General features: G+C 44.5%; 16 protein-coding genes. 4 read left to right on the forward strand and 12 right to left on the reverse strand.

Going from position 1 to position 22,684, the window contains the following annotated elements; all coding sequences use genetic code 11:
• Window positions 1-44: 44 nt before the first annotated feature.
• Genes ABV001_RS10280 through ABV001_RS10300 form a run of 5 tightly spaced genes read right to left on the reverse strand, consistent with a single transcriptional unit; the run spans window position 45 to window position 8,758 of the window.
• The gene (locus tag ABV001_RS10280; RefSeq protein ID WP_352422716.1) at window positions 45-1,109 is read right to left on the reverse strand and encodes a carbohydrate-binding protein; all 1,065 of its coding nucleotides are present in this window, start codon (window positions 1,107-1,109) and stop codon (window positions 45-47) included.
• Between the two features lie 54 nt (window positions 1,110-1,163).
• Window positions 1,164-2,150, reverse strand: a complete 987-nt coding sequence (locus ABV001_RS10285; protein WP_352422717.1) for a BT_3987 domain-containing protein — start codon at window positions 2,148-2,150, stop codon at window positions 1,164-1,166.
• 17 nt (window positions 2,151-2,167) lie between these two features.
• The gene (locus tag ABV001_RS10290; protein ID WP_352422718.1) at window positions 2,168-4,258 is read right to left on the reverse strand and encodes a RagB/SusD family nutrient uptake outer membrane protein; all 2,091 of its coding nucleotides are present in this window, start codon (window positions 4,256-4,258) and stop codon (window positions 2,168-2,170) included.
• 14 nt (window positions 4,259-4,272) lie between these two features.
• Window positions 4,273-7,380, reverse strand: coding sequence for a SusC/RagA family TonB-linked outer membrane protein (locus tag ABV001_RS10295; protein ID WP_352422719.1), 3,108 nt, complete (start codon window positions 7,378-7,380; stop codon window positions 4,273-4,275).
• Between the two features lie 34 nt (window positions 7,381-7,414).
• Window positions 7,415-8,758, reverse strand: a complete 1,344-nt coding sequence (locus ABV001_RS10300; RefSeq protein ID WP_352422720.1) for an IPT/TIG domain-containing protein — start codon at window positions 8,756-8,758, stop codon at window positions 7,415-7,417.
• 406 nt (window positions 8,759-9,164) lie between these two features.
• Between ABV001_RS10300 and ABV001_RS10305 the strand changes: the two genes are divergently transcribed.
• Window positions 9,165-9,464, forward strand: coding sequence for a hypothetical protein (locus ABV001_RS10305; protein WP_352422721.1), 300 nt, complete (start codon window positions 9,165-9,167; stop codon window positions 9,462-9,464).
• 48 nt (window positions 9,465-9,512) lie between these two features.
• Here ABV001_RS10305 and ABV001_RS10310 read toward each other — a convergent pair whose 3' ends face one another.
• From ABV001_RS10310 to ABV001_RS10325, 4 genes are all read right to left on the reverse strand, one after another.
• A complete protein-coding gene (locus tag ABV001_RS10310; protein ID WP_352422722.1) occupies window positions 9,513-10,811 on the reverse strand; it encodes a TolC family protein in 1,299 nt (432 codons plus the stop codon).
• Window positions 10,808-13,891: an efflux RND transporter permease subunit gene (locus tag ABV001_RS10315; RefSeq protein ID WP_352422723.1), complete on the reverse strand. Its 3,084-nt coding sequence runs from the start codon at window positions 13,889-13,891 to the stop codon at window positions 10,808-10,810. Before ABV001_RS10315 ends, ABV001_RS10310 begins: the two co-directional genes overlap by 4 nt.
• Before the next feature lie 4 nt (window positions 13,892-13,895).
• Window positions 13,896-14,996 (reverse strand): efflux RND transporter periplasmic adaptor subunit, encoded by a 1,101-nt coding sequence (locus ABV001_RS10320; RefSeq protein WP_352422724.1) that lies wholly within the window; start codon window positions 14,994-14,996, stop codon window positions 13,896-13,898.
• Between the two features lie 221 nt (window positions 14,997-15,217).
• Window positions 15,218-15,565, reverse strand: coding sequence for a DUF8478 family putative metalloprotein (locus ABV001_RS10325; protein ID WP_323424440.1), 348 nt, complete (start codon window positions 15,563-15,565; stop codon window positions 15,218-15,220).
• Between the two features lie 283 nt (window positions 15,566-15,848).
• On the opposite strand from ABV001_RS10325, the gene ABV001_RS10330 reads away from it, so the two are divergent.
• Both ABV001_RS10330 and ABV001_RS10335 read left to right on the forward strand, forming a co-directional pair.
• On the forward strand, window positions 15,849-16,586 hold the full coding sequence (locus tag ABV001_RS10330; RefSeq protein WP_352422725.1) for a lipid-A-disaccharide synthase N-terminal domain-containing protein: 738 nt from the start codon (window positions 15,849-15,851) through the stop codon (window positions 16,584-16,586).
• A 60-nt stretch (window positions 16,587-16,646) separates the two neighbouring features.
• Window positions 16,647-18,197: an ArnT family glycosyltransferase gene (locus tag ABV001_RS10335; protein ID WP_352422726.1), complete on the forward strand. Its 1,551-nt coding sequence runs from the start codon at window positions 16,647-16,649 to the stop codon at window positions 18,195-18,197.
• Here the strand turns inward: ABV001_RS10335 and ABV001_RS10340 are convergent.
• Together ABV001_RS10340 and ABV001_RS10345 are read right to left on the reverse strand one after the other, a co-directional pair.
• On the reverse strand, window positions 18,192-19,478 hold the full coding sequence (locus tag ABV001_RS10340; protein ID WP_352422727.1) for a sensor histidine kinase: 1,287 nt from the start codon (window positions 19,476-19,478) through the stop codon (window positions 18,192-18,194). The two genes, ABV001_RS10335 and ABV001_RS10340, sit on opposite strands and share 6 nt — an antisense overlap.
• Window positions 19,466-20,140, reverse strand: a complete 675-nt coding sequence (locus ABV001_RS10345) for a response regulator transcription factor (RefSeq protein ID WP_352422728.1) — start codon at window positions 20,138-20,140, stop codon at window positions 19,466-19,468. The genes ABV001_RS10340 and ABV001_RS10345 overlap by 13 nt, the downstream gene beginning before the upstream one ends.
• Window positions 20,141-20,405: 265 nt before the next feature.
• On the opposite strand from ABV001_RS10345, the gene ABV001_RS10350 reads away from it, so the two are divergent.
• The gene (locus tag ABV001_RS10350) at window positions 20,406-21,455 is read left to right on the forward strand and encodes a hypothetical protein (protein WP_352422729.1); all 1,050 of its coding nucleotides are present in this window, start codon (window positions 20,406-20,408) and stop codon (window positions 21,453-21,455) included.
• On the opposite strand, the gene ABV001_RS10355 is transcribed toward ABV001_RS10350, so the two are convergent.
• Window positions 21,448-22,476 (reverse strand): Fic family protein, encoded by a 1,029-nt coding sequence (locus ABV001_RS10355; protein ID WP_352422730.1) that lies wholly within the window; start codon window positions 22,474-22,476, stop codon window positions 21,448-21,450. The two genes, ABV001_RS10350 and ABV001_RS10355, sit on opposite strands and share 8 nt — an antisense overlap.
• Window positions 22,477-22,684 lie beyond the last annotated feature (208 nt).

Consider the following 22,684-nt stretch of genomic DNA (forward strand, 5'->3'; position numbering starts at 1 on the left):
TCTGAAATTCATGTTATCCTCTGGTATCGGATATTCTGAATGTATCAAATCTTAGTAAATCTATAACCCCTCAGGTTAAACCCAGCTCCTTCAAAATAAAATTTCATTCTGTGACGCCCTTCCGACAGGTTTATATTATCCATTTTGGGATCGGAAATGTAGCGCCAGCTATTCCAACTGCCATTATTGGGTACGCTAACTGTACCCGTAACATCTTGACCGTCTATCTCAAGATGGAATGCTCCTGTAGTAGCGTTCGCGGAAAGATTTACCTCAACTTTATATGTACCCGCATCTTTTACATCTAACGTATAGATCAACCATTCTCCCGCATTGGTATATCCGATATTTGTACCGTCTCCTTCAATATCTACCTGAGGGCTTCCGGGATCGCCGTTGTTCGCTCTATAGGTATTGTTTCGTATGGTGGCATCATCATGAAAAGCGTTTCCTTCACCTCCGGTATCGAAATTGGCGGCAAGTAATTCATAAGGTGCATCGGCGGATAGGATATGGGGACCTTTAAAAGGACGGCTGTAAGCCGCATCAACCTTAACCGTTTTAACTATCGTACCTACCCGATAGGTGATATTTGTTATGCCCTCGCCTGCAACCGAAATTTCTCCGTTGGCGTTTACAGCGGCAATGTTTTCATCTTCGGAAACCCATTCGTCCGCAGGGATATCGTTGGCGTTCTCCGGCATGTATGTAACGAATACGGTTTTTGAATTCCCCGGAAACATTTCAAGCACGTCGCTGCTCAGTATCACATCCCGGAGTGGTATCCTTTCTATGGCTGTTACGGGCACTTTTGTTTCAATATCGCCGTTGCTGACGACGATGTTGGTGTTTCCTTCACCCACAACAATAACTAAACCGTTGTTGTCTACCGTTGCAATGGCGTTGTCTTCGCTCGACCAACTATATTTATAAGTCCCGTCGGTGGGGCTTGCTATAAGCTGAATTTCGTCACCCACAAACGAATTCAAGGCTGTTATGTTCACGGATATGGCTTTATCGACTTCCGTTCTTACATATTCATCATCGCACGAGCAGAACCATGAAACCAGTAAAAGGGCGATGCCGTATTTAAAAAATGATGTTCTCATTGTTTTTATCTTTTGACTTATCTGTTGTTTAAATTTTACTTAAAAAGAGAAGACTTATCCGGCGAGTTCTTCTTCGGCTTCTTCATCCGCGTTAAACTGCAAACGCAACTCTTCCCGAAATTCATAGGTTTTATCTCCGGATTTATACTCGTATTTCAAGCGAAACGTTTTATAGGTATTGAATCCGTCATCTTCGATGAAAAATGTGTTGGAATAAAACGTATCGTCGTTTATCTGCGTAACCTCCGCGTTCTTATAAGGCGAGATTGTTACCTTACCGGCGTCGTCAATCGTCAGCAAGAGATAAAACTTGCTGTCTTTCTCGTTTCCGGCTAAAATCCTTACCTGATTTTTACTGATAGGCTGCACCACCTTGGTTCCGGGCATTTGCAACTCGTAGGTCGTCCCTACTTCGGTCATTTTCCCGGTCATGTTATAGACGGTTATGCCGCCCCCTTCCGCCCAACGGTTTTTGATTTCCACATTGTATATAATATAATTCTTCTCGGGATTTACTTCATATGAGGAATAGGATTCAACCCGGAGCGCAAAAGCATATTTACGGTCGGGCGACAACCCGTCGGGGCGTATGCGGACAGGTAACCTGCCACTTATTTCGCCCGCGGGTATCGTAAATTCATAGCTGTCGATACTATAATTCTCCTGAGGCAAAGCCAATACATATTTCGTTTTATCGACGTCGTAATTTATTGTATTGTATTCGTCGATAAAAGAAGCATCTTCAACCAACTTAACCCTGATGTCTTTGCTTGTCGGACTCGTTCCGCCCAAAGAGGCCGCGACGTATCCCACGGTTTCACCTCCCAAAGGATGGTATTTGCTGGACACATTGCCGCTGCTGCTGATTAATGCAAAAACATTCTTATACTGCTCTTTCTCAAAAACATCATCATTGTTGCAAGAACTATACATCAGGACTAAAGTCGTGAATAACATCCATTGCATTTTCGGCTTGCGCATAAAGTGAATATTCTTCCTTTCGCACTTTATATTATTATGCATTTTCTCTATATGTTTCATTTGAGTCAAATTTTTAATTAATCTTCCCAACCGGGGTTCTGATCTAACGAGGACACTATCCGTACTTCGTTTAACGGCAAGGGCAGCAAAACCAAGCGTTTGTTTACGATTCGTGCGCCTATTCGGGATGTATTCGGGACGACTTTGGAATAGAAAGTCTCTTTTGTCCCCTCAACGTTCATGCCTTTGATTGGAACGCTTTCCGTTTCTTCGTAGATACCCCACCTCCTGACGTCGTAATAGCGGCGATTTTCGAAGAGAAATTCTATCATCCTTTCCTTTTCGATCATGCTTTGCACGGTGGCCCTGTCTTCACTGCCGTTTAAGCCGGGCATTCCGGCACGATAGCGGACTTGGTTGAAAGCTCTTTTTATCTCATCCATATTTCTCGAAAAAGTCTGCTGTTGGCCATCAAGCTCAATCGTGTAGTTCCCATCAAGATTATTCAAGGCTTCGGCATAAGAAAGCAGGATTTCGGCATATCGGATAATCGGGAATCCTTTATCCATTCTCCGCGCATTGTCGCCGCCCCAGGCATCATCGGTGTGGATGTATTTTTTTATCACGTATCCCGTAATCGGATAGTCGTTTACCGAACTAACTCCGCCCTTTCCGTTGCGGGAATCATAATAATAGGAAATAGTCTGGTTGTATTGACCCGAAGAGGTGGTCGAAAGCATCGGCCAGAAACACTCGCTAAAACCGATGGATGCGTAGAAACGCATTTCACGATTGTCATACATGTTATAGACACCTGAATTAAGCCGGTATCCTGAAAAAGTCTGTACGTTGTTTGTGAAGCCGCTTTCGGAATAGGGATATTGCGGGCTGGAATTATCGATGCTGCGCCCGTCAATCATTGAATAGGTGTCAATCACTTTCTGGGTAACGCACATACCGTTGTATCCGCTCAGACCTTGGGGAAACGACATTCGCGTATTTTCTCTGATGGCACCGCTTCTTTTACCCCACACATATTCCGGATTGACCGGGATAACCGATTCTCCGGTAAACATATAGGAGTAGGATTTAAAATGGTCTATTCCGGCTGCACCGTCCGGCCATTCTTTGTAATAGTCCGGATCGTAAGTAACTCCCTCTGGAAGCGGAGGTGTATCAGAATCTGCGGCTACGGTATGAAGCCTGTACAGTTGTCCACCGGCGCTTTGCATTTCCATTACTCTTTTTGCCGCCGCTGCTGCCTTGGCCCAGCGTTCTTCGTCATAGGTCTGTTGTACATAAAAAGCTTTGTCTGTGGAGCGCTTCCAGTTTCCGAATGTCCGGCGGGCGGCATCTCCTCCGTTGTATAACGGACTGGCATGGTTCAGGCGAATACGCGCGATCAATCCGTAAGCAGCCCCTTTTGTGGGAATGCCGAACTCCATCAGCGAAGTTGTCAGGGGCAGATAAAGGGCTGCTTCTTCCAATTCGTCGCAAATATATTCGACTGCTTCGTCATAGGTACTCCTTGCACGATCGTAATAAGGTAGTTGCTCGTTCGATTCCATGATCTCATCCCCTAAGAGAATCGGGGATCCGAAATCAACCAGAATATTATAGTAGGCATATGCCCTGATAAAACGGGTAGTGCCGAGTATCTCAAACCGTTCTTTGGTGGTCATGTCTTTGGCCTCGTCGATCCTGTTGAAAATGGTGTTGCATTTGCGGATGATTTTATAAAGGTTTCCCCAAGTATTAAAAGAACGCATGCTGCTTGCCGTAACTTCCCCCAATACATAAGCCATTCCATTGTAATTATGGGTAGTGGAAAGGAAACTGGTGAATGCTTCATCGGTAGCCAATGGCCCCGGAGTGTAATTGTTCTGGAGTAGATTCCCTTCATCCGGGAACAGGGTTGCTGCGCCCCACATATACGCCGTGATGTATCTGGTGCTTGCAAAAACAGAATCCAACTTTATTTCGTCGCTGAAATAATCATCTATGCTCAAATAATCGCTGCAGGAGAAAAATGGAAGTAAAAGACCCAATAATGACAGGAATGATGCTGAAATTTTCTTGATCACCTTTCCGGGCCAATATTTATTATGGTTTAACGGGTTGATATCTTTCGCCCTTAAACCCTTTTCATATAAATTCACTATATTCATTTCTTGTTTGTTGTTTATAAGTTAATATATAGTTGAAAAGCATAAGTGGAGGGAATAGGATAAACCTCCCCGTTACGGTATGCCTGTTCCGGATCAAACAGTTTTACTTTGTCCCATAACAGGAGATTGTTCCCTACTAATTGAAGATCGATTGATGCTACTTTCATTTTCCGAAGGAAGTCATTTTTTAAATTGTAATTGATGGTTACTTCCTGAAGCCGTAAATAGCGTGCATCTCCTTTCCAGAAGTCCGATATTTGGGAGTTGTTTTCGTTATAGCCATAAGTAAGCCTTGGAAAACGGGCGTTGGGATTTTCCGCGTATTTCAAGTCAATGCCGTGTTCAATGGCGTATTCTTTTGGGATCCAACGGTTGGACGGGTTATTGGCGATAGTCAGCACATTCCCGTTTACGCCTCTAAAGAACGGAACATAGCCTATTCCATTGCCATTATATCCAACATGGAAGAAATCTGTTTTGCCGGTACCTTTAAAAAGTATACCGATGGTAATGTTTTTGTACCTTAATTCACCCCCGAATCCATACATCAATAGCGGATAATTACTGTAAGACAATGGCGTACGGTCGTCGGTGTTGATTACTCCATCCCCGTTGACATCGCGGTATTTAATATCTCCCGGCATGACTTTGCCGAACTGGGCGGGGCTATTGTTCACATCGTCCCAATCTTTGAACAAGCCTATGGCGTGGTAACCGCGGATGGTACCATAAGGATAGCCCGAGACCTCCTGGTACGGATATGCGGGATTCGCTTCTTCCCAATGTTTCACATTGTTTTTCGAATAGGTGTAATTGGCCCTCAAGGTAAAACTCATCTCTTTATTTATCTCCTGCGTAAAAGCGATATTCCCGTCCGAACCATAGCTGCTCATTTCACCGATGTTGCTGTAAGGTTTGGTAACCAAACCGGCATAGTCCGGAACTTGGACGCGTTGCATGAAAATTCCGTCGCGGCGGTCGTTGAATATATCAACCGTCAGCGATATCTTTTCATTGAAAAGACGGGCTTCAATTCCAAGATTCGTCTTCTTCGCTATTTCCCACTCTAAGTTATCGGCTCCTATTCTTGTCTCTCCGATGGTTTCAAATCCGGCAGAGGTACTCCACGGATTGCCACTTCCCAGACTGACCATTGTCAAATACGGGAAACGGGTAGAGCTTATCCTGTCGTTACCTACGGTGCCATAAGATCCCCTGAACTTTAAGAAGTTGATGAAAGGAAAAGTTTTTTGAAAAAAATCATAACCCGTAGGCACCCATCCCGCAGCAATGGAGGGAAAAAAACCATATTGCCTTCCCGGCTGAAAGTTTTCCGAACCAGTATATCCGAAGTTGAAATCGACCATATAGGTGTCTTTAAAACCATAAGTCAACCGGCTGGATACACCCTGATACCGCAATGGAATGGCGGTAAGGTTATTGGTGGATTGGCTCGCCCACTTTTCATCGCTCAGGTAGTAATACACCAGTCCCGAAACCCGATGATCTGTATTAAATACGTGTTCGTAATTTAAGGTGGATTCAAAGTGATATTTCCGGTATTGATCCGTACTCCGGCTGTAAGATATGGCGCCTTCCGAAACTCTTTGAACGGTGATAAGCTTCCCGTCTTTGTCCCTGCCAATCGCTTGATACAGGGGCGGGTTTAACAAACGGCTCTCCGAGAAGTAACTGTCAATGTCGTATGCTCCCTGCGCCTTTATTGACAATCCGTCGGTGATCATGGACAGATCTTGATTAAGTGCGAGGGTGAATTTTCCGTTAAACGCCTGACTCAGCCTTCGGCCCATATAATTGATTTGCACGATGGGCGAAGTGAGTGAACCTTCACCCGATGCGGGAAATTGTCCGTTTGAATACATTGTTGGCAGGAGCAGTGGATTAAGGTTCGATTGGGCGTACCAGATATAATCTGTGCTGGCAACTCCGGGATCTTTCTGTTCGGAAAGGAATCCGTCTGTTCCAAAATAAAGGGTGGTTGACGGTGAAAGTTCCAGGTCTAAATTGGTTCTGTAAGAATAGGTGTTGTATCCCACATTTGCAGCATATGAACTTTTTTTGTCAACATTATATGCTGCCGCTTCGTTGCTCATCCCCAGGCTTATAAAATATTTAGCTACCTGGGCACCGCCTTTTGCGCTTACATAATACGATTGCCTGAAACCTGTATTTCTCAATATCTCATCTTGCCAACTTACGTCGGGATAAAGGTCCGGATCCGAATTGTCGCGGATAATATCCAACTCCACTCCCGTATAAACGGGTGATTCATTCCTTACCACACGGGCTTCGTTTGCAAGCAGGGCGTAATCATACGCCCTCAAATAATTCGGGGTCCGGTTGAGTCGGGAGATTTGATAGTTAACCCTGCCAGTAATGGATAATTTGCCCGCCTCGCCTCTTTTGGTTGTTACCAGTACCACGCCGTTAGCGCCGCGAACTCCGTAAACAGCGGTAGCCGAAGCGTCTTTTAATACCGAAAAGCTCTCTATGTCCGACGGGTCAATAGAGTTGATGTTGCCTTCCAGTCCGTCAATGAGTACCAACGCGCTTGAGTTCGCTCCGAATGTTCCGATACCGCGCACCCAAAATTCGGAGATATTTCTGCCCGGCTCCCCGCTGGTTTGCATGGATATGATCCCCGGGACACGTCCGCCAAGCAAATTGCTGATGGATGATGCTGGCGCTTGGAGTTCCTTCACATCTATACTGGTGACGGCTGCCACGGAAGATATTTTTCGTTGCGTTGTTCCCAACCCCGTCACAACCACTTCGTCCAATGCCTGGGAGGTTTCTTTAAATTTTATAGTGAGGTCTTTTTTCTCTTCGGTCACCAGAAGTTCAATTTTCTCATAACCAACGAACGAAAAAATAATCACATCGTTTTTGTTTGCCTTTATGCTGAATTCCCCTTTTGTATTCGTTGTGGTTCCCACACTGATTTTATCCCTGATGTAAACCGTAACTCCGGGCAGTAGCATGTCCAAATCGTCATATACAGTACCTTCGATGACAAAAGTCCTGTTATCCTGTTTATTCTCTGCCTTTAATGAGACAAACAGAGTGGATAAGATGAATAAAATGCATAGTGTATGTTTCATTCTGCTTTTATATTTTGATGATTTACCAAGTTGGTTAATTAATGGAAAGTTTCCGTAGCCGTTTGTTGCCGTTATCCCCTACATATACCGTACCGTCCTTGGCGATGCCGATTCCCGTAGGTTTGTTGAATAAAGCTTCATCTTTGGTACCGTCTTTAAAGCCGGCAGTTTGGGGAAAGCCCAAAACAGTTTCCACCATCTTCTCGGGCGTTATCCTGCGGATGCAATGGTTCAATTTGTCTGCCACGTAAATATTCCCGTCGTTGTCGCACATAATCTGATTTGGCTCTCTGAACTGGGCTGTTTCTAACGGACCGTCGCGGAAACCGCCGGCGGTGGAGCCGCTGAGTTTCTTGAACGTGTTGTCAGGGTCGGTAACGTCTATGCTGCATATGCTGTTTGCGCATGTTCCCGCATTGCTGTGGAACGACATGTACAGGATATTAGGCTCAAGAGGGCTGAAGGTCAGCCCGAAATTGTCGCCCTGCACCGTTTTGTAGATGCGTTCCACTTCATATGTGTTTGGGTTGATCTTGATGATATCACCGTAATAATAACGGCAGTAAAGATATCCGTCCTCAGGGTTGTAGGCCATAGCATGCTTATAGCCATTCGCGGGTTTACCCGGATAATCGTCCGGAAACCGGAGTTCTTTTTTGCGCGGTCCCCAAAATTCTCTGGGATCGCAGGAGTAAACCTGACCCACAGTAGCCTCCGTCGGGAAAGTAATGACTCCGGTTATAGGGTCTGCAACAGGCACGTTGCCTGTCATAGTCCTGTCTATGGTTATCAGTTCGTTAGCCTCCTCGTCAACTCTGGCAAAGGCACGATAATCTGTGTTCCCCTGGTCGTCCATGTAGCGACATTGAATAAAGATATTGCCCTCACCGTCCACACAGACGTAACGCGGCGCCACGATAGCTTGAGTTAAATCGCCATCCCTGTAGCCGCTTTCCCCGGTTCCGGCAACGGTGGTAACCGTAACAGAAGCGAAGTATCTGAACTTTTGGTCATATACCACCGAGTCTTTCCCGATGGCTATGGAGATGGTGCATGTGTCTCCCGGCAGGCGGGGTGCTTGAACATACATACGTGTGCCTGTAGAGCCGATTACAGGCGCCCTTTTCTGATTGAACCAGACCCTTATTTGTGCCGGATCCGTACCAAAATTTTTCCCTTCTAACATTACTTTTTCCTGATACCAGCCTGAATCCGGATAAAACCCTGAAAGTTCTATCGGTTTCCTGGAATCATAATCAATGTTATCTTTTTTGTTTTCGTTATTCTTTTCACACGATAGCATTATGAGCATGCATGTGAACAACAGCATACACATTTTTCGGAAGGTATGCCGGGTGATTGGCTTGTTGTAATTCATATATCAGTCGTTTTGTTAATTATGTGCTCATGTTAACATTGTTTTTCTTTTAATTTGATTAGTTATTTTATTCCTTAATCAATATAATGCCTTATCATTAGGTCTATTTTAAGTAATTTATAAGAGGACTCCGGAACTTGACGGACGGTAAAATTACCGGGAGTGTATCAAAACATATGGGTATAGCCAGACTTCGATTTTGTACAAAATGCTTATCATAATAAAAAATAGTCAATTTATGTCATTTATGCCTGTACGTTTAAGACGTACATTTGTCCATTAAAAACTCAACATCTGCAAAGTAAAATAAAACTTCTCTAATAGACAAATTATTTCTTATAAAAATAAGAAATAATGATACTTATTATTACGGAAGGAATGATAATACTTTGTAAATTAGCATAATATGGAAGCGAAAGAATTACATATCGGTCAAATGATAAAAGGCGTTGTTAGAGAAAAGGGTATAAAAGACGTCGAGTTTGCTAAACTAATTCACAAAAGCAAGCAAAATGTATATGATATGTATAAAAGAACTGATATGGAGGTAAAGCTACTTCTTACTTGCTCCATTGTTTTAGAACATAATTTCTTTGAAGACATATATCCTTCACATAAAACAGAAATGAACAAAGCTGTTGATATCATATTTGATACTATGAAGCTAATAGTAAAAGAAAAAATAATATTTAACCCCAAGCCCTAAATTTTAGGTAATCAATATCTTCATTTGCTTTAGCAGGGTCTTGGTGAATTAGTCCATTTCAATATCCCATATCCCACAGGCGCGTTCCAACTCAACCAGGGCGGCGGCGCAGGTAAAAAGCGTTTCGTTGTAGCTTACCTGCACCTCGTTATGGGTGCGCTGCGCATTCAGTACTTCGAGGATACTGGTTTCTCCCCGCTCATAACTGTACTTCTTCTTCTGGAAGATGGTCTCCGCCTCTTGCAACAATCCGGTATTAAACTGCTCTACCTGGCGACGGGCGGTTAAATATTGATGGTAAGCCTGCACCACCTCCGTGCTGATCTGTAACTGGATGGCTTCATATTGCCTTTCCTGTTGTTCCGCGGCAAATTGAGCGGCTCTTAACTCTCCTTTGTTGGTATTGGAGAATTTCAAAGGGATACTGACCCCCGCCATAATACCTTTGAAGGCGGGTGCCGGCGCTATCTCATTCCGGACGATAGAGGAATACGTCCCTCCTATGCTGATGCCAAGGTCGATGGCACGGTTGGCTTTGGCCAGCCGCAGGTTGTTTTGTGACACCTCATTGCTTTTCAACGCGGCTTGCAAATCGGCTCGGTTGTTTTGTGCTTCGACAATCAGTGCAGGCAGGTCGAACTGACGTTCATAATAACCAAGATTGCCTCCTATGGAGTCTGCCAGTTCCACATTTACATTGCCTTGTAATAATGCCAATTGAACCAAAGCATCATGTAATTGACTTTCACTCTCATACAGATCATTCAGCATGGTGGCAGCTTCGAGCCTGGACTGAAGCGCATCGACTTCGGTGATATCTCCCAACCGGAACCGTATGCTGTCTGCACGGGCCAAGCCAGCCATCTGCTGGTACGATGACCTTTGGATTTCCAGCAGTGATTTTTGCTTCAGCGCTTCGAAGTATGCAATGGTCGCGTCTGCCCTCAAATTACGGAAATAATCTTCCAGCAACGCTTCGGTCATCTCTTTCTCACTTTGTGCCAACCGGATACGTGCTTTCCGTTTGCCTCCCAGTTCGAGGGTATAGCTCAACTCGGCATCCACACTGTATCCCATTTCGAGATTCCAGTTCTGGTTGTTGGCATAGCTGACCGACAACTCGGGATCGGGAAAGACTTTCGATGCTTTCACCGCCGCATCGGCAATATCCACATTATACTTCTCAGCCAGATAGTCGATATTGGACTTCTTGACGTTCTCCATGTATTCATTGAATGTCAGGATCCGTTTTCCCGCTTCATGTTTTTCCTGTGCATGCGCAGTGAGAGCCAGCAGGCACAATACAGCCGGCAGGAAGGATTTCAGGAAATATATTTTATTTGTCATTGGTTCGTAGTTTGAGTGGCTTTTCCTTTTTCCATAATATAATAGAGTGCCGGCAATATATAGAGGATAAGGATAGTTCCGAAAAGTAATCCGTACACAATCACTGTTGCCAGCGGGCGCTGCACGTCGGAACCGATGCCGGTCGACAATGATGCCGGCAATAGTCCCAGCACAGCCACAGTGGCGGTCATCAATACCGGACGTAACCTGTGCGATGCACCCGATATCACGGCTTCTTTCAGTTCGACTCCTTTTTTCCGCAGGATATTGATATGGGAGATCATGATCACGCCATTCTGGATAAAAACCCCGAATAGGGCGATAAAGCCCACGGCCGATGATACGTTAAAACTCATCCCGCGGACTACCAAAGCCAACATCCCCCCAAAAACCGCGAGAGGTAACATCCCGATCAGCAAGCCGGCCTGGCGGAATTTCCCGAAGGCAAAGAATAACAGCAGGAACATCACCGCCAAGGTGATGGGCATGATGACGGCCAGGCGTCCGAATGCGCGGTGCTGGTTTTCCAATTGTCCCGCCCAATGGAGATGGAATTGGGTGTGGTCGTATTGCACCTCTTTTTCTATGCTGGACCGGGCTTCCTTCACGAATGAAGTCAGATCCCTGCCCCTCAGGTTCATACGCACAGTAGTGAAACGCTGGTTCATCTCACGGGAGATCATACTGGGACCTGTTGTCGTTTTCACCTCTGCCACGGTGGAGAGGGGTACCCTCACCCCGGATGCGGAGGTAAGCATCAGTTCCCCGATCTTTTCCGGCGTGTCGCGCGACGCTTCGTTATAGCGGCAAATTACATCATAGACACGACTGTCGATAAACACCTGGGAGATAGCTTTTCCACCGATAGCTACCTCAATCAGTTCAGCCACGTCGGAGACATTCAAACCGTACTGTGCAATCCTGTCGCGGTCGGCCACGATCTGCAACTGTGGAAGGAAAGGCTCTTCCATAATACCCACATCAGCCACTCCATCCACCTTTTCAATCACTTCCACTATATGTTCGGCAATACGCCGGCTTTCGGTCAGGTCCTCCCCATAGACCTTGATTGCCAGATCACTATGCGCACCGGCAATCTGGTCCATCACCATGTCGATGATCGGTTGCGAGAAACCTACGCCATAGCCCGGCATCGTGGCGATCACCGCTGCCATATCATCGATCAGGTCCGACTTTTTACGGCCATTCTTCCATGTCTTATAAGGCGTAAGCCCGATCATCACTTCGATATGTGAAAAAGAGAACGGGCAAACCCCTTCGTCGTCACGGCCAGTTTGCGTCATCACATAAGTCACCTCATCAAAATGTTTGAGTTTATCCCTGAGCAAGGTAGCCATTTCGGAAGATTTCTCGAGCGACATGCCGGGAGGCAACTGCACCTGTATCCAGATGCTCCCCTCATCAAGGGCCGGCAAAAAGTCCTTTCCCACGAAGATAGAAAGGCTGACCACCGCTGCCAGTACAACCGCGATAGGGGCTATCAGTCTTTTCGGTGCGGCAATAACCTTTGTCGTCTGCTGTTTGTATATCTCCGTGAGCCGTTCGAGCCAGCGGTTATGATATACTTTCTGAGGCTTTCTATAGACCGAGAAGGCCAATCCGGGGATCAATATCATCGCCGAGGCCAGTGCTCCCAGCAGGGCAAAGCATAACGTGAACGCCATGGGAGTGAAAAGCTTTCGTTCTACCCGGTCGAATGCGAACAGCGGGAGGTAAGCCACGATGATGATCAGTGTTGCGAACAAAATAGGCTTTGCGACTTCCGCAGCCCGCTTCGCAATGCTCGACTCCTCCAGTTCCATCTCGGGATTATCCTCCCGTTTCTTAAGGATGGTCTCCATCATCACAATGGTGCCATCCACGATAATACCGAAATCGATCGCTCCCAGCGAGAGCAGGTTGGCCGGAATATCGGTCAGCAACATCAGGATAAAAGCGATCAGCAACGAGACAGGAATGGTGATGGTGGCAAGCAGTGCTCCTTTGGGACTTCCGAGGAAGATGATCAACACCCCTATCACCAGCAGGATTCCAAACGAAAGGGTGTGTGAAATGGTGTGCAGGGTGGCATCCACCAGCTCGGTGCGGTCGTAGAAGGTATGGATCTTCACATCTTTGGGTAGGATATTGTCGTTCAGGTCATCCACCGCACGGTGTATCTCTTCGAGCACCCACGAGGGGTTCTGATACCGCAGCAGCTGCACCATGCCCTGTACCCCGTCTTCATAGTCTATCTCTTTATCCACATAGCCCATGATGCCCTTGCGTTCGAGGTTCCCGTATTTCAGTTCTCCCAGGTCTTTTAGATACACAGGTGCTCCTGAGACGGTTTTCACCACGATATTGCCCATATCCTGAAGATCCTGCACAAGGCCTACCCCACGCACGACGTAACTCAAATCGCCGCGGGTAAAGGTACTTCCCCCGGCATTGGAGTTGTTACGCTCGATCGATTCGGTCACTTCTCCGAGCGAAAGACTGTATTTCGTCAGCATATTGGGATCTATCTCTATCTGGAACTGGGTGGTGATACCGCCGAAGTTGGATACATCGGCAATGCCGTGTATCTGCCTCAGGCGGGGAATGATGACCCAGTGATTGAGTTCGGTCAGTTCCCGCAGGCTCCTGTTTCCCTTGACCACATACCGGTATATCTCCCCGGTGGGCGATGTCAGCGGGTCGAGCCCGGGCTGGGCATCGAAAGGCAGGTCAATATCGTTGATCCGCTCCAGCACTCTTTGTCGCGCCCAGTATTCATCTGTTCCGTCTTCAAAGACAAGTGTGATTTTGGATAAGCCAAAAAAGTTCTTACTCCGCATGATCTTCAGGCGGGGAATACCATTGAGTTCACGTTCAAGGGGAATGGTGATCTGCTGTTCTATCTCGGTGACAGCCAATCCCGGCACTTGCGTGGCCACGCCGACTGACACGTCTGCAATATCGGGATAGGCATCTATGGCGAGCTGCCGCCAGGCATAAATTCCGATGGCCGACAAAATAATAAATATCGACAGCATCAGCCAGCGGCGCTGGATCAGGGTGTTCATTAATTTTTCCATCGATTTACATATTTAGAAAAATCCCACCCTTGGCTACTACATTCTCTCCTTCTTCGACACCGTTAAGGACAAGCACTTCTTCCATACTGACCGTCTCGGTTTGCACCTTGCGACGAAGATATTTGCCCTTCGATGCTTCTATCAGCACATAATCATTCTCCTGTTCCTGCATGACGGCGGTAGCAGGCAGGACGATGGATTTTGCCGGAGCGTTCAGGAAATGTACCTTGCAGAACATCCCCGGTTTCAGTTGCCTGTCGGCATTATCGCAGGCAATGATCACTTCCAGCGAGCGGGTTTCCACGTCCAGCATCTCACCCACATGGTAAATAGTGCCCGGGATAGCCTGGTCGGGACGAGCATCGGTAAATACCTCTACCTGTTCACCTTTTTTGATGGTGCCGAAATTCCTTTCCTTCACCAACGCGGTAACCCAAACCGTGGACAAATCGGCCACGATGGCCAGCGGTTCCGCATCTTCTCTGACATAACTCCCGATGGTGATATCATACTTCACCACATCACCTGCAATAGGCGATACAATTTTCAGGGCCTGTCCCATTTGGAGCGAATTAGCATCGATATTGAAAATCTGCATGGTTGCTTTTGCCTGTTCCCACTCCTTAGCCGCAATATTTGCTTCATTGCGTGCCAGCTCCAGTTCTTTTTTCGAAGCCACTCCGTTGGCCTCCAACTCTTTCTGGCGGTTATAATTGGTCTGGGCCACCTCATTGGCCGACTGGGCGGCAAAGTATGCCTTCACAGCTTCAAAGAACTCGGAAGAACTCAGTTCGAAAACCGGTGATCCGGCATTCACTCTTCTTCCCAACTCGACAAATGATTTTGTGATACGTCCTGAAAAGGGAGGGGCGATCTCCGCATATTTACCCGATACGGGACGGATGGTACCGACGGTCCTGAAGCCGGCCGAAAAATCGCGGGACTCCACTTTCTCTATCACTATTTGTCCCAGAATGGGCGAATCTTCTTTCACGACGATGGTATCGCCCCTATATTGTACTTCAGCACCTTCCTGTGCACTGTTATTTTGTTTGCACGAAGCCAGTAAAATGCACAGGCCCGCAAGTATGAATAATCTATTCATATAATTAAAAATAAGTATTAATGAAACTTGCCCTACCATATTGGTTTTGATGCTCATTTCATATGGTACAATGATTTTTCTATAAAATGATGGAATACACTCCGTTTGTCAGCGGTGTGTTTGACTAACTGTAGATACACTGAACCCTTTTGGAAGAAAATAGAAAACTATTTTTCAATATAAACAGGAAGGCAGTGCCAAATGATCAGGATAAGATTTGATTAGAATAAGGAAGGGGGTGCCCGCAAGGTGATACAAGCGGCAGGTTTGGAGTAAATTTTTTCTTCAAAGAATGGCAGGATAAACATCCCCAACAACATCAATACTCCCAAAATTACGGGAGACATATCTGCTGCCAATGTATGGAAAGCGGACAACGATGAGATCAGTTTTAATTCACTGTCGCTGTGCGTTCCTGTTTCGGTATGCGCCTTATTGTGAAGATGGGAGTGGACAACGGTGGTGCCGTTAATGGTATGGCTATGGGAAAAGAAGCAGATATCCACATAGTAAAATGTGAAGACCACAAATAGAACAGAGGCGATTAACCGTTTACCTTTCCAAAGCATTCTTTTATTTTAGATTTGCAAAAATAAGATTTTTTATTGAATAGCAAACATTCCAGATACAATATATCATTTTTCCACTTTCTACACAAAATAAATTGTACCCCAACCCAGATTTAAGATAAATGTAATTGAAAATTCTGTATTTCTACAAAATTGGAGGATACTTTTGGGCTGTTTAAGTCAAATCTTAAACGATGGCTGTATTTGTGTATTGTTTGCTTACCGGTGGATAAAAAAACGCTATATCAATTACCGGATCAATGATATTAATTTGGAGTGATTTATGCAGGGGACAAGCATCTGGATTTATGGAATTGGCTTTTTAGCCCAACTCTTCTTCTCGGCACGAATACTCTACCAGTGGATAGTGACCGAAAAAGCGAAGAAAATAGTCTCGCCTCCTATATTCTGGGTCCTGAGTATTTTCGGCTCTTACCTGCTCTTTATCTACGGAGTGTTGAGGAACGACTTTGCCATTATATTCGGGCAATTCATCGCATATTATATTTACCTATGGAACCTCAATATGCAAAATATATGGAAGCGGATACCTGTCGTTCTCAGAGCAACCCTTATATTGACACCTGTGGTTGCTTCGATTTTTCTGATGCGTGACATGGATGCCTTTACCACTCTTTTCTTCCGGCAAAAAAATATACCTCTCTGGTTAGTGATCTTCGGTTCAGCCGGCCAGATGCTTTTTACATTTCGTTTCATCTACCAATGGATCTATTCAATCCATCTTCATCGGTCGGTGTTACCCATTGGTTTCTGGATCATCAGCCTGTTGGGATCAGGCATCATTGTCGCTTACGGGATCATTCGCCACGACCCCATTCTCATATTGGGACAATCTGTCGGTTTTGTAGCTTATGTCCGTAATATTATGATCGGCTTACAGGCTAAGGGGAAGGTGAAAAAGTGGAAAGGTGGAAAAGTAGGAAAGTGGGAAAGTGGGAAAGTTGATGATGATAACGCACTGTGTGCTGATAGTGCACTTCGCGCGAAAAGTAATTGGTAATTGGTAATTAGTAATTAGTAATTGGTAATTGGTAATTGGTAATTAGTAATTGGTAATTTTATGAAACCCAGGCATCTCTATCTTTTATGGCTCATAGCACTGCTCCCGGTGATGATTTTACGGGATTATACTCCCAATAATGAGTTGCGTTACCTGAGCATTGTCGATGAAGCTTTGCGTCAGGGCAATTTCTTTACTTTCACGCTTGATGGCGAGATCTATGCAGATAAGCCACCCCTGAGTTTCTGGTTGATGATGGCAGGGAAAACGTTGATCGGCAGCCATCAAATGTGGTTCTTGTCGCTCTTATCGTTTTTGCCGGCTCTGGTAGTACTGATGATGATGGAAAAATGGATGAGAAGGGAAAAGTCTTCCGCCTACCAACCCGATGGCTTGCTGATGCTGATGACCGGCGGCTTCTTTCTGGCTTTGACCATTACTATCCGTATGGATATGTTGATGGTGATGTTTATCACTCTTTCGCTCTATACTTTCTTTAAAATATACAATGGTGAAGGAACAAAAGGGGACGCTTACCTGTTTCCGGTCTATGTTTTCCTTGCCCTTTTCTCAAAAGGACCTGTCGGTATCCTGGTTCCGTTGCTCTCCACAATAATATTCCTGATTTATCGGGGTAAAATCCGTACGTGGAAACAGTACTGGGGATGGAAAAGCTGGTTGGTACTGCTACTGGGGTGCGGCATCTGGTTTACAGGCGTTTACCTGGAAGGTGGCGACACCTATCTCTACAACCTGCTGGTACACCAGACGGTAGGAAGGGGAGTGAATGCCTTCCATCATAAATCCCCGTTCTACTACTATGCCATCGCTATCTGGTATGTATTGGCACCCTGGATGCTTTTATCGGTGGGACTGATTATTACCGGAGTAGTTCGTAAAAAAATCCAAACCGAAACCGAGAAGTTTTTCCTTACCATCATACTGGCAACTTTCGTCATGTTGTCGCTGGTCAGCTCCAAACTGACTGTCTATCTGCTTCCCGCCATACCTTTTCTGATCTATCTCCCGGCCATGTTGCTCGATAAATTCGATGAGACAAATATCTGGTTGCGGCTTTCGGTAGCAGTACCGGCCCTTATTTTCGCAGTTGCACTGCCAGCCCTTTTCTACATAAAAAGGATTGACGGAATTTCTTATATAGCCGTACCGCTGGTGTATGCGGCGGCAGCTGTCATCTCCCTTGGCGGACTCACGGTTTTATATCTGCTTTTTAAGAAAAAAGCCCTCCGTAAGTCTATCCGTGCAATGACTTTCACCCTTTTATCGGCCATCTTCATCGCCGGATTAGCCTTGCCCCGGTTGAATCCTTATATGGGATGGAATACCTTATGCAAGGAAGCAATGCGGATTGCAGAAGAAAAAGACACTACCGAATATTATGTGTATAAAATTCCACGACCCGGAAGTATGGATGTTTTTCTCGGAAAAGAAGTTATGGTCGCTTCCGAAGAGGATATACTAAGCGACACACTATCCGGGCAACTCCTACTGTTGCCCGAAAAGGCAGTATTGAATGACACCCCGATACAATCTGTCATATCGGGCAAAGAGCAATACAAAACGGGTCCTTACCTCATTATAGTTTTATAATTCTATGAAAACAACACTGAAACAATGCCTGTTATCTCTGAATGCATAAATGATCTCCCAGTTGTGAAGAATGCAAATCTGCCGGACTATCGACAGGCCTAATCCATTTCCCTTTTTCTCTTCCGAAGTACGGCTAAACCTCCTGAAAATTTTATCCGGATTTAAAGGTTCGGGTTGGCCAGTATTCGAAATGGAGAAGATATTATCTTTCAATGCTATATGGATAATTCCCTTGCCTTTCACATTATGCCTGATTGCATTCACGATCAGGTTATTGATAAGGCTTTCCAGGAGTATTAAATTGGCATCTATCATAAGCGGACTCATTGATTCAACTATAACCTCTATTCCATTGCTTTCTGCCATTTCTTTTAACGGAGATAATTGGTCGAACAGTACTGTGGGAAAATTGACCGTTTCCCGCTGTTGAAACTGTTCATTATCCATTTTTGCCAGTAGAAGCAGGTTTTTATTTAATCTCGTCATGCGTGAGGAGGTGGAATAAAGAGATTGAATGATATTAGTCTCCGTTTCCGTCAAATCCGGTTGTTGAAGAAGCATATCGAGTTGCGATTGAAAAACCGCCAAAGGGGTCTGTAACTCATGCGAAGCATTTTCCACAAACTCCTTTTGTTGTTTGTATATTTTCAAGTTCTCCTTGATCAACCGGCTCAATTGCTCATTCAAGCTGACAAACTCTCTGATATCAGTAGATTTAAATTCCGGTTCTTTGCCCAACGCAAGGTTAAACTGTTCAATTTTTTGAAGTGTATTATAAAAAGGCTTCCAGAGCCGTTTCGAGACAAAAACATACACTATCGATAAAGAAATAATCAATATAATGAATACCACTCCATATTGGGTAAGGAGCATATTAAAAAGATCGTGGAATTCAATCATCGGTACCCTCGATACCAATGTATAAGGCTCACCTTCAATAAAAATATCAGTATAGAATATCCGGTAATCAATTGCATGTCCTTCCGATTTATTAAAATATTCTTCTAGTCTGACTATTTCGCGAGAGTATTTCTCGCTGTGCGGAAGTATATAGAGGTCTTCATTATATTCATTCCATAGCCCGATATCATTGGCGGTAAACGAAGGAAGTTTCTCTTTCTTAAATTCTTCCGCCCGGAATTGTATCAGTTCGTCAAGATCCTCCGCATATTTATTTTCCATTAACTTATACAACAAAGGAAAGCAGCACAGCAGGATGACTACCGTAAAAATAAAAAACCTGAAAAGGCTTTTGGTGGTAAGTGATTTTAATCGAGCCATTGGTATCCTGTTGCGTAGATTGTTTTAATACAATTGGCGCACCCGGCATCTGCCAATTTGGATTTTAAGTTCTTGATATGGGCATAGACAAAGTTATGGTTATCCAACATATCAGCCATATCACCCGATAGATGTTCCGCGATGGCATTCTTCGATACTACCCTATTTTTATTCCCGATAAGGTACAATAACAAGTCGTACTCCGATTTTGTCAGGACAACGTGTATATCGTTCATCTTCACCGTTTTCGATAAAAGATCTATTTCCAATCCATTTGTCTTCAATAGATTGTTATTGGAAAATTGCCGCCTTCTCATAAGGGCATATATCCTGATGCTTAATTCGGACAGCGGGAAAGGTTTTGCCAGATAATCATCGGCTCCGATTTTCAAACCGGCGATCTTATCATCCAGAGAACCCCTTGCGGAAATAATAATAATTCCGCTGTCGATATTCCTTTGTTTTATTTCTTCTAATATTTTCAGACCATCTCCGCCGGGAAGGTTCAAATCGAGCAGGATACAATCATAATCATACAGGGCAATTTTCTCCTCTGCTTCGGCAAAATTATATGCCTGCTCACACAGATAATCATCCGCGGAAAGGTAATTCACTATATTCCGCGAGAGTTCCCGTTCATCTTCTATTACCAGTATTTTCATACGATTAAGAATCTATTAAGTCACAAATATAGTTTTTATTTACGTGATTTTTGAATGCAATATCGTATTCAATCTTGTAGAAAAGTTGAATCTTTTATCATCATTGGTTACATTCTCATACTCACTTTATTCAGTACAGGTATTATAACAATTTGAATGGAATCACTATTTCTTGGTATTAACCTTCATCTAAAATCCTTGCTTATAGGGATTGCATGCATCATTATATTAACTGACCTTTGTACTTTCAAATAGAAGATAATATATGATTAAATTTTTCATTGATCTTGTCCAGTTTCTGAATTCGACCGCTCCCCTGCTTACATCCCTCGCTATATTTACCTTGCTGGCTATTTTACTGTCAAAATCAATAAAGAAGCACGCAACCATATACTACATCGTATTGGCAATACCTTTTGCCTTGGTGGCAATTCCTTTTATAGGCCGGTTATTGGGTGTCGAGATGTTCAATTTTAACCGGATCCCGTTTTTGGGAGGTATTTTAAGGGATTATATCCATTTTGGCACATTCGCATTTCCCATACTGATCATCGTCATGTATACTGGAGCGCTGAATCCCAAAATTCCATGGGTGAAGAAGCTACTCAATATCCGTAAGGAGCTCTCTATCATATCAGGCTTTCCGGTTCTCACACACGCGCTTATCCGTATCACCAATACTTTCCCCCGTTCGCTGATGTATTTCACGAACAATGAGGAATATATGGCAAATGCAAGGGTGACAAGCGAACTCGGCACCGGAATAAGCAATTTCAGCTTTGTCCTTGGAATCGTGCTGCTCGCTTTATTCCTACCGCTCTGGATAACCTCTTTCAAGTCAGTGCACAAACGCATGGGGAAGGTGAAGTGGAAGAAATGGCAAAAGTGGTCATACCCTTTTTATGCCCTTCTGTTTATTCATGCCATGGGCATACAGGTAGGCGGGTTGCTCAGTGCCAGGGAAGCTGCAAGACAAGCGCAAGCCGTGGAAGTTACGGAAAGTGCGGAATCAAGCAAAGGAGCTAAGCCCGAAACTGCCACTGTTCACAATCCCGGACAGGGCAAACAGACAAACGATAGCATCATGAAACCAAGGGAAGCCAGACCTGCCGCCACCAAGGTTGCCAATCAAGAGCAGGAAAGAGGTGGACGTGCCCGAAGCATCGGATTTGCCGATATCAATGTCAGTCGTGACGTAAGACGCTATATCCACATCACTTCCCTCATCCTGATTTTTGGTTCGTATCTTTATTTAAGGCTTCGAAAAGCCAAAAAAGATGCGGCGAAAAGAAAATCTAAGATAAAGATTATTTGAAACAATCGATATACATTTCAAAAATGTACAACTTATTTCGTTGTGCGCCCGTCATTTCCCTGATTATTTCCATTCCTTCCAGATCAGCAAGCAAGTTGTATGCTGTTTGAGGAGATTTCTCAATCAGATCAATCACTTCGGAAGCCGAAACAATCGGTTTCTTATATAAATAATCAACGACAATACGTGCATCTTTTCCTCTTTTTCCCAAAGAATCAATCTGCTTTTCAATGGAATGTTTGAGCTGCATGATGGCATCCAGCGTTTCTACTCCTCTTTTGGAAGTCTCTATCACTCCTGTCAGAAAGAACTTAAGCCATTGATTGATATCGTTATGCGTCCTGACACGCATCAGGTTATCATAATACAAACTCCGATGTCGTTCAAAGAAATCCGACAGATACAGAATTGGTCTTTTAAGCACTCCCTTGGAGACAAGGTAAAGGGTGATCAACAATCGTCCCGTCCGCCCATTACCATCCAAAAACGGATGTATCGTCTCAAACTGATAATGAATAAGTGCAATCTTGATTAAATCAGGTAAATTGTCATCTTGAGAATTCGCAAATTTCTCAATATCTGACATCAGATTATCTACTTCGTAGTGCACCGGAGGAATAAATATGGCATCCTGCAGAGTGGCCCCACCAATCCAGTTCTGACTTCTTCGGAATTCTCCCGGCTGCTTATGATGTCCTCGCACTCCTTGCATCAGGACTTTGTGCGCTTGTTTGATCAAGCGGGTGGAAAAAGGAAACCTATGCAGCATTTCCACCGCTTCATTCATGGCTTGGATGTAGTTTTGCACTTCCTCCCAGTCATTTCTTTTTTCCGCACTGACATCTGATTTTGCCAGGAAAGCCTCTTCCACTTTTGTCTGTGTACCTTCAATCTTGGATGATTGCGTCGCTTCTTTTGCAATATGCATCTGAATAAACATATCAATATCCACATATTCGGAATACATATCCAAACGGCCCATAAACCGATCAGCCTTACTGAGAAGGTTGATTACAGACATGTCATCAATTTCCCACCCTCTATTCAACAAAGAGGGTTGAAAGCTTTTATATCCACCTTGACTAATAAACAATAGTTCGTTATAAAAACTTAGTCCATTAAGCGGCAATTTTGCCCCAATGCCTAAGTTCGTTGATTATTTTTTTATTTTTCTTTGAGTTCGGGTTGATTCCGAACCTGCAAATAAATCTGTTGAGTAATAATTCGTT

The sequence above is a fragment of the Proteiniphilum sp. genome (genome assembly GCF_040307845.1).
GTDB lineage: Bacteria > Bacteroidota > Bacteroidia > Bacteroidales > Dysgonomonadaceae > Proteiniphilum.